The sequence below is a fragment of the Pseudomonas sp. FDAARGOS_761 genome (genome assembly GCF_013343155.1).
GTDB lineage: Bacteria > Pseudomonadota > Gammaproteobacteria > Pseudomonadales > Pseudomonadaceae > Pseudomonas > Pseudomonas aeruginosa.
The window spans coordinates 3,819,984-3,835,632 of sequence record NZ_CP054572.1; the positions used below are offsets into that span (position 1 = coordinate 3,819,984).

Below are 15,649 nucleotides of genomic sequence, written 5' to 3' on the forward strand. Positions count from 1 at the left end.
AGTCAGGAAGGCTTTTCCAGCTTGCGCAGCATCTCGCCGACACGCTCGCCGAGCATTTCGTTGGCCGACAGCTTGAGGCCGCGCGCCAGTTCCACCTGGACCACGTGTTCCGCCAGCGGGCGCAGGCGCAGGAACACCTTGGCCAACTCCTGCAGGTCCGGCGCCCCGGGCAGCAGGTCGGTGCCGCGGCCGTCCACCAGGTGGGTGACGATCAGGCGGACGATCCCCGCCGCCAGGTGCTCGGTGTCGCTACGCAACTCGCCGAGGTGATCGAGCAGCGCCTCCAGCGGGATGCCGCTGCGGTACAGCTCCAGCCCGGCCTGGAACAGCCGCGGACTGGGGATCTTCATGCACTCGCCGTCGAACAGCAGCAGGCCCAGCGCCTGGGCCTTGTCGATCACCCGGTCGTTCAGTTCGTCGCCGAAGATCGCCTGGAGTTCGTCGAAGCCGATGCTGCCGGGCGTCTCCAGGTTCCACTCGCCGATGATCGCCTGGTCCAGGCCGAGCACGTGGTCGAGGTCGCGGCCCTGTTCCCAGGCCTCCAGCAATTCCTTGATGTTGGCGCTGGAATAGCCGCGCTCGAGCAACTGGTTGATCAGCCGCAGGCGCTTGAGATGGCTGTCGAAATACACGCCGACCCGGCCGCGCCGCTCCGGCGGCGGCAGCAGGCCGCGGTCCTGGTAGGCACGCACGTTGCGCACGCTGCTGCCGGCCGCGCGCGCCAGTTCGTCGACACTGTATTCGCGGGCATCCTCGGCGGACGGCTGCTCGCCACGTTGCAGCAGGCGCTGCAGGAGGGTCAAGGGTGTGCTCATGGAGGCGGATCATAACGAGGCCCGCCGAACGGCCACAACCTCCGGGGGCGCAACGCTCTTTGCCGGCGTCCGGATGCGCGGGCGCCAACCAAAGACTGGACTCGTCGGTCAGCCGCTTCTCCGACACCGCCGCCAAAACCCGGGGGAAACGTCCCGAGCCTTCTGCCCCGGGCCTTCCGGCGCCGGTAGCAAGTGCCGTAACACCGGCGTGAAGAGACTTCCCAGGGCTGGCGCAACGCCTGCTTATGGGCCAGCATCAACCATGCCATCGATCAATGTCACAATAACGACAAGCCAGCCTGGAGAGAGCCATGTCCCAAGGCGCCTGGGTACCCACTCCCGACGATCTCGATCACTTCCGCCAGGTCCAGCGACTGGCCTATACCTGCTGCGAAACCATCCACGGCGAACTGCGCGCCGGCATCAGCGAGAGGGAAGCCGCGGCGCTGATGAAGACCTGGCTGCAGGATCACGGCGTCGACGACTGGTTCCACCAGCCCTTCGCCTGGTTCGGCAGCCGCACCTCGTTCAAGGGCTTCGACGGCCTGCGTCATCTCGGTGGCTTCAACCTGGCCTTCTACCCCGGCAAGCAGCGCCTGGAGGAAGGCATGCCGTTCATCCTCGACTGCGCGCCGACCCTCGGCGCCTATACCGCCGATGTCGGCTACTCCGGCGCGCTCGGCCACAACCTGTTGCAGGAGCGGCTGATGGACGACCTGCTGATACACCGACGCACCATCCTCGACCTGGTCCGCGAACGGCGCCCCCTGGCCGAAGTCAGCCAGGCGGTCGACCGGCTCTGCGTGATCCAGGGCACCCTGCCACGGCACAAGGCCTATCCCTTCGAAGTGCTCGCCCATCGCGTGGAAAAGCTCGGCAACCGCCGCGGTCCCTCGGTGGCGCGCTTCGGCGTGCGCAACCTGTACACCCTGACGCGCAACGCGCTGGTCACCGGCAAGCGCGAAGGCTGGTCGCCGCTGTGGTCCAGCGGCAAGCGCTCCGAGCACCCGCCGACGCCCGGTCTCTGGGCGGTGGAACCGCACCTGGGGCTACGCGGGGTGGGCGCCAAGTTCGAAGAACTGCTGGTGGTCACCGAAGACGACGCCTACTGGCTCGACGACGACCTGCCGCACGTCCGCCGCTGGCAGGCGCGCGGACTGCTGCCGCAAGCACGGGAGGCCGCATGAACGCGCTCCTCGCCCTCCCCGACCTGCAGCCGGAACGCCTGTTCGTGCAGTCCGGCGACGTGCGCCTGGCGGTTCATTGCTGGGGCGCGCCGGACAACGACAAGCCGACGCTGCTGATGGTGCATGGCTACCCGGACAACCACGAGACCTGGCTGCCGCTGATCCGCCAACTGGCTGGGCGCTACCGCATCGTCGCCTACGACGTGCGTGGCGCCGGCGCTTCGGACAAGCCACGCTGGAGCCGCGACTACCACCTGCAACGGCTCAGCGAAGACCTGCAGGCGGTGATTCGCGCCACCAGCCCGGACCGCCCGGTACACCTGCTGGCCCATGACTGGGGCTCGATCCAGACCTGGGAAAGCGTCACCGATCCGCAGTGCCGCCCGCTGATCGCGTCCTATACCTCGATCTCCGGGCCCTGCCTGGACCATGTCGGCTTCTGGATGCGCGAACACCTCAGGCAGCGCAGTCCGAAGGCCCTGAAAGCGGTATTCGGCCAGTTGCTCCACTCCTGGTACATCGCCTTCTTCCATACCCCCGTCGTACCCGAGCTACTCTGGAGCGCCGGCCTGGCCCGGCTCTGGCCGCAGTTCCTGAAGCGCGCCGAAGGCGTCCGCCATCCGCAGGTCAACCCGACCCAGGCCAGCGACGGCCGGCACGGGGTCAAGCTGTACCGCGGCAACTTCATCCGCAGCCTGTTCCGTCCGCGCAAGCGCCACACCGAAGTGCCGGTGCAACTGATCGTACCGACCCGCGACCGTTACGTCGGCGCCCAGCTGTTTCAGCACCTCAGCCTGTGGGCGCCACGCCTGTGGCGGCGCGAGGCGAGCGTCGGCCATTGGCAACTACTGGCCGAGCCGGAGCAACTGGCCGGCTGGCTTGGCGAGTTCATCGACGCCCAGGAAACCGGCGAGTCGCCGCCGGCCCTGCAACGCGCACAGGTCCGCCCCGACGCGCGCTCGATGAGCGGCAAGCTGGTGGTGGTCACCGGCGCCGGCGGCGGCATCGGCCGTTCGACCCTGCTCAGCTTCGCCGAGCGCGGCGCCAGCCTGCTCGCCGCCGATCTAGACCTGGAAGCCGCCGAACGCAGCGCCGAACTGGCCCGCGCCCTTGGCGCCACGGCCCATGCCTACCAGGTCGACGTCGGCGATACCCAGGCCATGGAGCGCTTCGCCGAGTGGGTCCGCGACACCCTCGGAGTCCCGGATGTGGTGGTCAGCAATGCCGGCATCGGCATGGCTGGGCCGATGCTCGACACCTCGCCTGCGGAATGGGAGCGCCTGCTGCGGGTCAACCTGTGGAGCGTGATCGATGGCTGCCGCCTGTTCGGCCGGCAGATGGTCGCGGCGAACAAGCCGGGGCACCTGGTCAATGTCGCCTCCGGCGTGGCCTTCGCGCCGTCGCGCAACTACCCCGCCTACGCCACCAGCAAGGCCGCGGTACTGATGCTCAGCGAATGCCTGCGGGCGGAACTGGCCGGACGTTCGATCGGAGTCACCGCGGTGTGCCCGGGCTTCGTCGATACCGGCATTGTCCAGGCCACCCGCTTCGTCGGCATGGACGCCGAACGCCAGGCGCGGCGCCAGGCGAAGATCCAGCGCTTCTACAAGCGACGCCGGCTCAGCCCGGACACCGTTGGGGAAAAGCTGGTGCGCGCCGTGGAGCGCAACAAGGCGGTGGTCTCGGTGGGCAGCGAGGTGCACCTCGGCGCCCTGCAATGGCGCTTCGCGCCCTGGGCCACGCGGTTTCTCGCGCGCTTCGACCTGACTTCCTGAGAGCCTGCCATGAGCGAATTCCACCACAAGCTGGTCCAGCGCAAGGTCCGCTTCGACTTCAGCGATACCCCCCTGCACTGGGTTCCCGGCGAAGCGGAAGCGTCCCAGGTGATGAACGTCCTGCACATGCTCCTGCCTTCCGGCGAACTGTGGTTCTGCCGCCTCTACAACAAGGCCCTGCCGTTGGTTAGCGACGCCCGCCTGCGCGACGACGTGCAGGGTTTCATCCGCCAGGAAGCGATGCATTCGCGGGCCCACGACGGCGCGATCCAGCGCTACCTGAGCAGGTTCGACATCGACTCCAAGCCGTTCACCGACAAGATGGATTTCCTTTTCGAACGCCTGCTCTGCGACTACCCGCTGGGGCAGAACCGCCTGACCCGCGCCCTCGACGGCTGGTGGCTGCGCCAGCGCTGCGCGATCATCGCCGCGGTGGAGCATTTCACCTGCGTGCTCGGCAAGTGGGTGCTGGAGGCCCGGGAGCTGGATCGCCGCGGCAGCGACCCGGTGATGCTCGACCTGCTGCGCTGGCACGGCGCCGAGGAAGTCGAGCACCGCAGCGTCGCCCACGACCTGCACGTGCACCTGGGCGGCAGCTTCGTCACCCGGCAACTGACCATGCTGTTGGTCATCGCGATACTGGTCTACCTGCTCGCCGACGGCACCCGCACCCTCCTCGACCAGGACCCGAGCCTGCGCGGCGCCAAGCGCCAGGGATTCCTACGAACCTGGTGGCGGCTCGGCAAGCAGGGCCTGCTGCCGAACCTCGCGCACACCTTCCGCGACGTCGCCCGCTACTTCAATCCCTGGTACCACCCCGAGCACGAGGCGAATACCCAGGAAGCCCTGGAATACCTGGCCAACTCGCCGGCGGCCCGGCGCGCGGCGAACGCCTGAAAACAATTCACTGGAAATACCGGCAAGCGCCGCGGAAGCTGGAACTTTCCCGGCGCTTGTCCATTGTTACGTCAGGTCGAGTCAAACAAGCCGGCAGACGGAAGGTAATTTCCATAAGCCTGAAAAATGGCGCTCGATAGAATGATTGAAAATAACGGGCGCGCGACGTGAGACTTTGCAAAAGCCAGCCACTCTTGCCGATGGCACTTTGAAAGCAAGCAAAATAAAAGTAAGAAAAGTTACCCTATCGATCGGAAATTAAAGAAAGAAAAGCGAGCGAGAAGAGAATCGAGAAATACGCTCTTCGCGCCCGCCTTCGTATTTGTCCGACCTGCGGTGACTCACTGGCCAGGCAGCGTGATCTCCCGTTCCGAAACGATGATCTTGTTGACCAGGCCGTACTGCACGGCTTCTTCCGCGTTCAGCCAGAAGTCGCGCTCGGTGTCGGCGCTGATCTTCTCCGGCGTCTGCCCGGTGGCTTCGGCGAAGATCCGGTCGAGGCGTTCCTTCATCCGCACGATCTCGCGGCGGTAGATCTCGATGTTGCTCGCCGGCCCCTGGATGCCGCCCGACGGCTGGTGCAGAAGGAAGCGGGTATTGGGCAGCGAATAGCGGTTTTCCTTGTCCGCCGCGGCGTAGATCAGCGCGCCGGCGCTGGCTACGCTGCCGGAACCGATCATGATGACCTTCGGTGTGATGAAGCGGATCGCGTCGAAGATCATGTCGCCGGACTCGACGTGACCACCCGGGGAATTGACGAACATGTAGATCGGTTCGTCGCTGATCGAGGCGAGAATGTGCAGCTGCTGGACGACGTCCTTGGCCATCTTCTCGTCGACCCCGCCGGTGACGAACACCTTCCTGACCTTGAGCGCGTACTCCATCAGCTTGGCGCCGATGGCGCCGTGGGAGTCGCCGCCTTCGCGGTCCTTGTCATCGGTTTTCATGCAACCTCCTGGAACTGTTGGTAATCCATCCGGCAAACCTTTCAGGGCATGCGTTCGTTGTTCGCCAGGGCGCGGATATATATCCGTTAATGCGCCTCTTCCGAGCGGCCCATTATGCATCAGCCAGACACTTTCGAAAGGCTTGCTTCAACTTCGAAAAGACCGGCGAAGGTAATCTCGTGAAGCATAGCCATGCAGGGCCGCGACGCACGTTTCCCGGAACCTAACAGATTTGTAAGTTGCCTCGTAAATACCTACCAGAATTAACAGTTAACAACGCGATTACCCTGCAAGAATTAACAGCTATTTCTTCGAGCCTGCCAAAAGTAATAGTACACCCCGCTCTTGCTTCGGGTGCCGCCGCTTCCCTGCCAACCACGCTGGCTACGGCGCGCTGAAACGTCGACGGGTGGAACCTGTCCGGCGAGGCGTGCGGTGCCCGTGTTCGCCGAATCGATGGATTGTTGAAGAGGACGCAGGGATGGTTCGTTTCGCTCGCTTGCCGCTATCGCCCTACCAACGGGACATCTGGGTCGCCGCCGCGCAGTTTCCGGAACTCGACCAGTACACCATCTTCAGCTACGACCGCTTCACCGGCGAGGTCGATACCCAGGCCCTGGAACGGGCGCTGCTGCAGGCGGCGCGAGACACCGAGGCGTTCCGCCTGCGCCTCGGCGAGACGGACGGTACGCCGTACCAGTGGCTGGACGCGGATGCCGAGTTCGAGGCGTGCCACGTCGACCTGCGCGCCGACCGCGACCCCGAGGCCGCCGTGCGATCCTGGCTGCGCGACGCCTTCCGCCACGCCTACCCGCTGGACGGCCGCAGCCTGGTGGACCTGGCCCTGCTGCATAGCGACCAGGCGCTCTACGTCTACGTGCGCACCCACCATATCGTCAGCGACGCCTGGGGCCTGCAGCTATTCCTCAGCCGGGTGCGCGCCGGCTACCTGGGCGAGCTAGGCGAGCCACAGGCGCAGATGCCGGCGGCTTCCCTCCTGGCGCAGTTCGAGACCGACGACTACTCCGGTTCGGAACAGTACCGCGGCGACCGCGCCTATTTCGCAGACGCCCTGGAGGGCCTGGAGCCGGCCCTCTTCACCCGCAGGCGCCCGGCCGGGCTGCGCCGCACCGCGCGCCACAGGCTGACGCTGGAACGCACACTGCTCGATGCGATCCGCGATCGTGGCGAATCGCCCTTCCTGTTCCTCTCCGCCGCCGTGGCGCTGTACCTGGCGCGGATCCACCAGAACGACGACGTGGTCCTCGGCGTACCGGTGCTGAACCGCGCCGACCGCGCGGCCAAGCAAGTGGTCGGGCACTTCGCCAATACCCTGCCGCTACGCATTCGCACCGCGCCGGAACAGACCGTCGACGAATTCCTGGCGCAGTTGCGCGAGGCGACCCGGACGCTGCTGCGCCACCAGAAGATGCCCCTCGGCGACCTGTTGCGCGGCGCCTCGCCACTGTTCGACACCACCCTTTCCTACATGCGCTGGCCCGCCGCCCAGGCGATCCCGAACGCCAGCGTCGAGACCGTGGCGCAGACCCACGCCCATGACCCGGACGCGTTGGCCATCTGGGTCTCCGAGTTCGACGGGCACAGCGACGCGCAGGTGGATTTCGAATACGCCTGCGATGTGTTCGACGCCGACTTCCCCATGGACGCCGCGGCGCGGCATATCGAAACCTTCCTGCGCGCCCTGGTGGAGGGCGGCGAGCGCCGCCTCGGCGAACTCGATCCGCTGTCGGCCGCCGAGCGCGAGGAACTGATCCACACCCGCAACGCCACCGACCAGGCATTCCCCGAGCAGGCTACCCTGCCCACGCTGTTCGCCGAGCAGGTGGCACGCACCCCGCAACGCACCGCGCTGCTGGAAGCCGACGGCGGCACGCTCAGCTATGCCGAGCTGGACGCCAAGGTCCAGGCCGTGGCCGACGCCCTGCGCGCAGCGGGTGTTAGCGCCGACGAGCGGGTAGCGCTACTGGTCGCCCGCGGTCCCCACCTGCTGCCGGCTATCCTCGGCGTGCAGCGCGCCGGCGGCGCCTATGTGCCGATCAATCCCGACCATCCCCTGGAGCGCGTCCGCCTGCTGCTGGAAGACTGCGGCGCCCGCGTGGTGCTGGTGGACGAACGCGCGGCGACACTCGGCGAGAGCCTGGGCGAGACGCGCGTGCTGCACCTCGAACGCCTGCCGCAGAGCACCGGCGACCTGCCGGCGGCCAACGTCGCGCCCAGCGACCTGGCCTATGTCATCTATACCTCCGGTTCGACCGGCGTGCCCAAGGGCGTGATGGTCGAACACCGCTCGGTGGTCAACCGCCTGAACTGGATGCAGCGTCGTTATCCGATCGGCGAACGCGACGTGCTTCTGCAAAAGACTCCGGTGACGTTCGACGTATCCGTCTGGGAACTGTTCTGGTGGAGCTTCACCGGCGCCCGCCTGTCGCTGTTGCCGCCCGGCGCCGAGAAGGACCCGCGGGAAATGCTGCGAAGCATCCAGCGCGACGCGGTCACGGTCATCCACTTCGTGCCGTCGATGCTGACGCCGTTCCTCGACCTGCTCGACGGCGACCCGACCGCCCGCGCGGCGGCAAGCTCGCTGCGCCTGGTGTTCTGCAGCGGCGAAGCCCTCGCGCCGTTGCAGGTCGCGCGCTTCCGCCGGCTGTTCGGCGACGCCGTGCGACTGGTCAACCTGTACGGACCGACCGAGGCCACCGTCGACGTGTCCGACCATGAATGCGCCAGCGACAACCCCACGCGGGTCCCGATCGGCCGGCCGATCGACAACCTGCGCCTGTACGTCCTCGACCGCGCGCTCAGGCCGCAGCCCCTCGGCGCCGTCGGCGAGCTATATATAGGAGGCGTCGGCGTCGCCCGCGGCTACCTGAACCGGCCGGAGCTGAACGCCGACCGCTTCCTCGCCGACCCCTTCGTCGCCGGCGGCCGTCTCTACCGTACCGGCGACCTGGCCCGCTGGCTGGCCGACGGCAACCTCGAATACCTCGGCCGCGCCGACGACCAGGTGAAGATCCGCGGCAACCGGGTCGAACCCGACGAAGTACGCGACCGCCTCGCCGCGCTTCCCGGCGTACGCGACGCCGCGGTCGTGGCACGCGATTCGGCGGTACGCGGCACGCACCTGGTCGGCTACTACGTGGCAGCGGCGGAACTCGACGCCGGTCAATTGCGCGCCGGACTTTCGGCGACGCTGCCGGACTTCATGCTGCCAGCCTTCTTCGTGCGCATCGACAGCCTCCCGCTCAGCGCCAACGGCAAGCTCGACCGCCGGCAACTGCCGGCACCGCCGGAACAGGTGGCGGCGGTTGCGCCGCGCACGGCGACCGAGGCCGAACTGGCGGCGGTGTGGGCCGATGTCCTCGGCGTGGCGGAGGTCGGCGTGCACGACGACTTCTACGCCCTCGGCGGCGACTCGATCCTGATGCTGCGCATCCGCGCCGCCGCACAGCGGCGCGGCCTGGGCTTCGAACTCGCCGACCTGATGCGCAACCCGACGGTGGCGGGCCTCGCCGAGCGCCTGGTGCGTCCGCTCGCGGAGCGAAGCTACCAGCCGTTCGAACTGGTTTCCGAAGTCGACAAGCCGCGCCTGGAAGGGCTGGAGGACGCCTTCCCGACCAGCCGGCTGAGTCTCGGCCTGCTCTTCCATAGCCGCCAGCGCCCCGACTCGTCGGTCTACCACGACGTGTTCCACTACCGCTTCGACCTGGCCTGGGACGAAGCCGCGTTCCGCCACGCGCTGGACCGGGTGGTCGCCGCCTATCCCGCGCTGCGTTCGTCGTTCGACCTCAGCGGCGCATCCGAACCGCTGCAACTGGTGCATGCCCAGGCGCGCAGCGAACCGCTGATCCTGGACCTGCGCGGCAACCCGGAGGCCGGGACGGTGCTCGACGAGCACATCCGCCAACGCCGCTTCCATCGCTATTCGCTGCAACAGCCCGGGCTGTTCCTGTTCGCCGCGTTCGTCCGCGAGGACGGCCTGGACCTGGTGTTCAGCTTCCACCATGCGATCCTCGACGGCTGGAGCGTGGCCAACCTGATCGTCGCGCTGGTCGCCGCCTACCGTGGCGAGCCGCTGCCGAGCCCCGCGCCGGCGCTGGCCTGCCATGTCCGCGAGGAGCTGGCCGCGCTGGCTTCGCCGGCCGCCGTGGGGTACTGGACCGGGCTGCTGGAGGGCGCGAGGATGACCCGCCTCGACGGCTTCGGCGCCCACGAGCCGCAAGCCGCGCAAGGTCCGGCCAGCCATCGCGAAGCGCTGCCGGACGGGCTGCTCGAACGACTCAAGGCCACTGCGGCGCAACGCGGACTGCCATTGAAATCGCTGCTGCTCGCCGCCCATTGCCTGACCCTGCATCTGTTCTCCCGCAGCGACAGCGTGGTCACCGGCGCGATCAGCAACGGCCGCCCCGAACTGCCCGACGCCGACCGCATGGTCGGCCTGTTCCTGAATACCGTGCCGGTCCGCTCGGAGATTGCCGGGTGTAGCTGGATCGAGGTAGCCGATGCGCTGTTCCGCCAGGAGCGCGACGGACACGCCCACCGCCGCTATCCGCTCAGCGCCATCCAGCAGATCGTCGGCGACGAACTGAGCAGCGCCTTCAACTACGTCAACCTGCATGTCCTCGAACCGCTGTGGCAATTGCGCGACTTCCGCGTCTGGGAAGAAACCAACTTCGCCCTGCTGGTCAACGTGATCGCCACGCCCAGCGACGGCATGTACCTGCGCATCGACAGCGACGGCCGCGGCATCAGCCGCAGCCAGGCCGCGCTGATCGGCGCGACCTTCGTCGAGCTCCTGTGGCGCCTCGCCGAGCATCCCGACGAAGCCGCCGACTTCGCCTTCCTCGCCCCTCGCCGCGACGCCGCTTCCCAGCCCGAGCCGCTGGTCGACGTCGTCAGCCTGTTCGAACGCCAGGTCGAGGCGCTGCCGGGCAGCGCCGCGCTGGCCTTCGAGGAGCAACGCTGGACCTATCGCGACCTCGACCATGTGGCGCGCTGCGTGGCCACCCGCCTGGTCCGCGCCGGCGCGCGCCGCGGCGATGCGATCGGAGTGGCGCTGAACCGTTCGCCGGAGATGATCGCGACGATCTGGGGCATCCTGCGCGCCGGCCTGGTCTGCGTGCCGCTGGACGTCAGCTATCCCGCGCAGCGCCTGACGCTGATCCTGGAGACCGCACAGCCGTTCCGGGTGGTCGCGCATCCCGAGCACGCCCATGTCGCCGCGGCGGAACGGGTGCTGCCGGTAGAGGAACTGGTCGCCGACATCGAGCCCGAGACCTTCGCCGCGCCGCAGCTCGACGAGCTGGCCATGCTGCTGTTCACCTCCGGTTCCACCGGGCGGCCGAAGGGCGTCGAGCTTAGCCACCGGATGTGGGCCAACTACACCCAGTGGCAATTGCGCGTCGCCAGCGGCGTACCGGGGCTGCGCACCCTGCAGTTCGCGCCGCTGAGCTTCGACATGGCCTTCCAGGAGATCTTCTCCACGCTGTGCGGCGGCGGCGAGCTGCAACTCATCTCCAACCGCGAGCGGATGGACCCCTCCGCGCTGCTGCATGTTCTCGAACGCCGCCAGGTCCAGCGCGTGCTGTTGCCCTTCGTCGCCCTGCAACGCCTCGCCGAGGCCTCCAACACCCTGGGCGTACGCCCCGGCGCCCTGCGCGTGGTGGTGTCCTCCGGCGAGCAGTTGCGCATCACCGAAGACGTCCGCACGTTCTGCGCAGCGATGCCCGGGCTGCTGCTGGAGAACCAGTACGGTCCCACCGAGACGCACCAGGTCACCTACCACTCGCTGAGCGGCGATCCGGCGCACTACCCGGACCTGCCGCCGATCGGCCGGCCGCTGGACGGGGTCGAGGTGCAGGTGCTCGACGCCGCGCTGCGCCCGGTACCGGTCGGCGTTACCGGCGAGCTGTACTTCGGCGGCGACTGCCTCGCGCGCGGCTACCACCGCGCCCCCGAACTCACCGCCGAGCGCTTCGTCGAACATCCCTGGCGCCCCGGCGCCAGGCTCTACCGCACCGGCGACCTCGGGCGCATCCTCGGCAACGGCGAGATCGTCTGGCTCGGCCGCGCCGATACCCAGGTCAAGGTCCGCGGCTTCCGCATCGAGCCGGCCGAGGTCGAGCTGGCGATCATGCGCCAGGCCGAGCGCCAGCCGGGCCTGCGCGGCGCGGCGGTGGTGGCTCGCGAGCGCCAGGGCAACGATGCATTCCTCGCTGCCTTCCTGCTCGGCGAGCCCGAGGCGGTGGATCTCGCCGAACTGAAGCAGGCGCTGCGCAGCGAACTGCCGGAACACATGGTGCCGGCGCACTTCGCCTGGGTCGACGGCTTCGCCCTCACTCCCAGCGGCAAGCGCGACGACGCCGCCCTGCGCGCGCTGCCGCTGGAGCACGGGTCGAACATCGAGTACCTGGCCCCGCGCGACGACTACGAGCGCACCCTGGCCGGACTCCTCGGCGAGTTGCTGGATCGTCCCCGGGTAGGCATCCGCGACAGCTTCTTCGACCTCGGCGGCACCTCGCTCAGCGCGATGCGCTTCATGCTGCTGATCGAGAAGCGCTATGGCGTCGACCTGCCGATGGCCGCGCTGATCGAGACGCCGACCGTGGAGGGCCTGGCCGAACGCCTGCGGGAACGCTCGGCGGTGCGCGCCTTCGACCCGCTGGTACCGATCCGTGCCGGCGGCAGCCGCCCGCCTCTGTTCCTCGTCCACCCGCTCGGCGGCCACGTACTCTGCTACCTGCCGCTGGTCCGCGCACTGCCGCCGGACCAGCCGGTATATGCCCTGCAGGCGGCCGGCACCGGCCAGGGCAGTACGCCGCTGGCGGTCCTCGAGGACATCGCCGCCAGTTACCTCGCGGCGATCCGCCGGGTGCAGCCGGAAGGCCCCTATTACCTCGGCGGCTGGTCGTTCGGCGGCTTCGTCGCCTACGAGATGGCCCGGCAACTGCGCGCGCTCGACCCGCAGGCGGTCGCCCAACTGATCGTGCTCGACTCCATCACCGTCGACCGCAACCACGCCGGCAGCGCCAGCGACGAAGCCCTGCTGCTGTTCTTCTACTGGGAACTGGTCTGGTTCGAGCGCAGCGACGAGGAAGTCGAGCCGCTGCCTGAAGGCGCGAGCCTGGAGCAGAAACTCGACCACATCGTCGAACACGCCATCGAGGCCGGCGTACTTCCCGCCGGCACCCCGCGCGCCACCGTGCAGCGGCTCTACGAGCTGTTCCGGGCGAGCTGGCAGGCACTCATCGGCTATCGCCCGGAAGTCAGCGACCAGGACATGACCCTGCTGCGCGCGGACGGCCCGCTGCCGCTGGCGCTGAAGCCGATGCACGACGCCGCCGGCACCCACTACGGCGACCCGAAGAACGGCTGGCAGCACTGGACCAGCGGCCGCCTCGATGTGATCGACGTACCCGGCGACCACCTGGTGCTGATGAAAGAACCCTATGTCGAGACGGTCGCGGCAGAGATCGCCGCGTTGCTCGAACCCTCCACCTCCAGCGAACGGACCCGCCCATGAGCAGACACCCCCTGAAGATCGTCATCGCCGGCGCCGGCATCGGCGGGCTCGCCGCGGCCGCCTGCCTGAAGGCCGCCGGCTTCGAGGTCGAACTCTACGAGCGAGCCAGGGAGCTGCGCGCGGTCGGCTCGGCGCTGTCGCTGATGCCCAACGCGCTGACCGCCCTGGAGAGGGTCGGCGTGCGCCCTGACCTTACCCGCGCCCAGGCCTTCGACTCGCTGCGGTTCCTCACCCGGCGCGGGCGACCGATCCGCGCCATCGACTTCGGCGGCCTGGCCCGTCAGCTCGGCCAGCCGAGCCTGGCGATCCACCGCGCGAGCCTGCAGCAGGCGCTGCTGGAACAGGCCCGCGACTGCCGCATCGAACTGGGCGTGAGCGCCACCGGCTACCTGCGCCACGCCGACGGCGAAGGCGTCACCGTGCTCTGCAGCGACGGCCGCGAAGTGCACGCCGACGTGCTGATCGGCGCCGACGGCTTCAACTCGGCGATCCGCGCCACCATGACCGGCCCGGAGCGTCCCACCGACTGGCACTACGTGATCTGGCGCGCCACGCCGGCGTTCCGCCATCCGAAGGTGACGCCGGGCTACGTCGCCCATTACTGGGGCCGTGGGCAGCGCTTTGGTCTCGCCGACATCGGCGAAGGCAACGTCTATTGGTGGGGCACCCGCAACATGCCGGCCGAACAGGCGAAGGACTGGCGCGGCGGCAAGGCGGGCATCCAGCGCCTCTACGCCGGCTGGGCCGACGAAGTGCAGGCGGTCATCGAGGCGACCCCGGAGGCCGACATCAGCAGCCTGCCGGCCCAGGACCGACCGTTCCTGGAGCGCTGGGGCGACGGCCCGGTGACCCTGCTCGGCGATGCCGCGCATCCGATGCTGACCAGCCTCGGCCAGGGCGCCGCCATCGCCATCGAAGACGCCGCGGTGCTGGCCCACTGCCTGGCCACCATCGACGACCCGCAAGCCGCCCTGCGCGCCTACGAGAACCGCCGTCGCGACCGCGCCAGGGCGATGGTCGAGACCTCGCGGGCGCTGAGCCGCATCGAGCAGTTGGAGCATCCGCTGCGCACCGTCGCCCGCGATCTCTACTTCCGCTTCGCTCCGGAGCGAACCTTCGCCCGGCAGAACGAACTGGCACTGACCTTCCCAGGAGTCGAATGATGGCCGAGATACGACGCCCGCTGTCCGCGGTGGAACGCTGGTACTGGCTCAGCGACCAGTTCTCCGCGCTGAACGTGATTTCCCGGGTGCGGGTCCATGGCCAGTTGTCCATCGACGACCTGCGCCGCGGCCTCGACGCGCTGCAGGCGCGGCATCCGCTGCTGCGCGCGCGGATCGAGCACGATGCCGGGCTCGACCCGCGCTGGGTGCCCTGCGAGCGGCCCATCCCGCTGCGCGAGGTGCGCGGCGGCGACGAGGAGCAATGGCTGCGGGAAATCAACGAGCGCGAATTGCCGGAACGCATCGATCCGGACAGCGGGCCACTGATCCGTACCGTGGCGATCGCCACCGACGCCGGCGCCCACGACCTGCTGGTCGTGGTACCGCACATCATCGCCGACGGCACTACCGTGCTGACCCTCGCCGAACAATGGCTGACCCTGGCCGCCGACCCCGCCGCGCAACCCTGGACCGCCAGCGCCCTGCCGCCGGCGGAGGATCTGCGTCCACGCCGCTTCACCGGCGACGAAGGCGCGGCGCGCCTGGCCGAGCAGACCGCCCAGGACGAAGCGCTGGTCGGCCGCCACCGCCCGGGCCGGATCGAGCCGAGCAACCCGGTGCCGCTGGAAGCGCGGCGTACCCGCCTGCTGCACCGGGAGCTGGACGGCGCGCAGCTGGAACAGCTGCAACGACGCGCCCGCGAACACGGCACCACGGTACACGGCGCGCTGACCGCGGCGCTGGCCATCGCCGCCGGCCACGACCACCAGCGCCGCCCGAGCCACATCGCCATCGGCTCGCCGATCGACTTCCGCGACGAACTGGAGCCGCCGGTGCGCCCCGACGAAGTAGGCACCTACGTCGCCACGGTACCGGTGGTGCTGGACATCGCCCGACCGTTCTGGGAGGTCGCCCGCGCGCTCACCGACGACCTCGGCGAACGCCGTCGCCAGGGCCATCATTTCAACCTGGTCACCCTGGTCGCCAGCGCTGCGCCGCGCTGCATGGCCGACGCGCGGCCATTCATGGCCTTCATGGAAGCCGAAGGGCCGATCAACCTGTGCTCCTCCAACATCGGTCGCTATCCGTTCCCCGAGCGGATCGGCGCCTTGCGCCTCTCCGACGCGCAGTTCCTCACCGGCATCTCGGTGAACGGCTACTTCGTGGCCGCCATCAACTCCAGCCATGGCCGGCTGTTCTGGAACTTCACCTATATCGACGAAGCGGTCCCCGGCGAACGCGCCGAACGCCTGGCCGAAGATTGCCTGGGCACCCTGCTGTCGGCGATCCACGCCCCCCAACGATCCGCCCTCGAGGAGCAATGA

At 68.6% G+C, this 15,649-nt stretch carries 8 protein-coding genes; 6 read left to right on the top strand and 2 right to left on the bottom strand.

All coding sequences use genetic code 11. From position 1 onward, the window contains the following. Positions 1-2: 2 nt before the first annotated feature. A complete protein-coding gene (locus FOC67_RS17790; protein WP_003138277.1) occupies positions 3-701 on the bottom strand; it encodes a MerR family transcriptional regulator in 699 nt (232 codons plus the stop codon). A gap of 425 nt (positions 702-1,126) precedes the next feature. On the opposite strand from FOC67_RS17790, the gene FOC67_RS17795 reads away from it, so the two are divergent. The 3 genes from FOC67_RS17795 to FOC67_RS17805 are packed head-to-tail and all read left to right on the top strand — an operon-like array spanning position 1,127 to position 4,674. Continuing rightward, on the top strand, positions 1,127-2,002 hold the full coding sequence (locus FOC67_RS17795; RefSeq protein WP_003091703.1) for a M24 family metallopeptidase: 876 nt from the start codon (positions 1,127-1,129) through the stop codon (positions 2,000-2,002). Further along, on the top strand, positions 1,999-3,777 hold the full coding sequence (locus FOC67_RS17800; protein WP_009313698.1) for an SDR family oxidoreductase: 1,779 nt from the start codon (positions 1,999-2,001) through the stop codon (positions 3,775-3,777). The genes FOC67_RS17795 and FOC67_RS17800 overlap by 4 nt, the downstream gene beginning before the upstream one ends. Before the next feature lie 9 nt (positions 3,778-3,786). Then, on the top strand, positions 3,787-4,674 hold the full coding sequence (locus FOC67_RS17805; protein WP_003091705.1) for a metal-dependent hydrolase: 888 nt from the start codon (positions 3,787-3,789) through the stop codon (positions 4,672-4,674). Between the two features lie 341 nt (positions 4,675-5,015). On the opposite strand, the gene FOC67_RS17810 is transcribed toward FOC67_RS17805, so the two are convergent. After that, positions 5,016-5,621 (bottom strand): ATP-dependent Clp protease proteolytic subunit, encoded by a 606-nt coding sequence (locus tag FOC67_RS17810; protein WP_003110959.1) that lies wholly within the window; start codon positions 5,619-5,621, stop codon positions 5,016-5,018. A 481-nt stretch (positions 5,622-6,102) separates the two neighbouring features. On the opposite strand from FOC67_RS17810, the gene FOC67_RS17815 reads away from it, so the two are divergent. The 3 genes from FOC67_RS17815 to FOC67_RS17825 are packed head-to-tail and all read left to right on the top strand — an operon-like array spanning position 6,103 to position 15,649. Beyond that, positions 6,103-13,161 carry a non-ribosomal peptide synthetase gene (locus tag FOC67_RS17815; RefSeq protein WP_009313695.1) on the top strand — a complete coding sequence of 2,353 codons (7,059 nt, stop codon included), beginning with the start codon at positions 6,103-6,105 and terminating at the stop codon, positions 13,159-13,161. Then, positions 13,158-14,324, top strand: coding sequence for an NAD(P)/FAD-dependent oxidoreductase (locus FOC67_RS17820; protein ID WP_003091709.1), 1,167 nt, complete (start codon positions 13,158-13,160; stop codon positions 14,322-14,324). The genes FOC67_RS17815 and FOC67_RS17820 overlap by 4 nt, the downstream gene beginning before the upstream one ends. Beyond that, on the top strand, positions 14,321-15,649 hold the full coding sequence (locus tag FOC67_RS17825) for a condensation domain-containing protein (protein WP_079382727.1): 1,329 nt from the start codon (positions 14,321-14,323) through the stop codon (positions 15,647-15,649). The genes FOC67_RS17820 and FOC67_RS17825 overlap by 4 nt, the downstream gene beginning before the upstream one ends.

Coding starts and splice junctions, on each gene's coding strand:
- FOC67_RS17795 (WP_003091703.1), top strand. CDS start 1,127: ATGTCCCAAGGCGCCTGGGTACCCACTCCCGACGATCTCGATCACTTC.
- FOC67_RS17800 (WP_009313698.1), top strand. CDS start 1,999: ATGAACGCGCTCCTCGCCCTCCCCGACCTGCAGCCGGAACGCCTGTTC.
- FOC67_RS17805 (WP_003091705.1), top strand. CDS start 3,787: ATGAGCGAATTCCACCACAAGCTGGTCCAGCGCAAGGTCCGCTTCGAC.
- FOC67_RS17810 (WP_003110959.1), bottom strand. CDS start 5,621: ATGAAAACCGATGACAAGGACCGCGAAGGCGGCGACTCCCACGGCGCC.
- FOC67_RS17815 (WP_009313695.1), top strand. CDS start 6,103: ATGGTTCGTTTCGCTCGCTTGCCGCTATCGCCCTACCAACGGGACATC.
- FOC67_RS17820 (WP_003091709.1), top strand. CDS start 13,158: ATGAGCAGACACCCCCTGAAGATCGTCATCGCCGGCGCCGGCATCGGC.
- FOC67_RS17825 (WP_079382727.1), top strand. CDS start 14,321: ATGATGGCCGAGATACGACGCCCGCTGTCCGCGGTGGAACGCTGGTAC.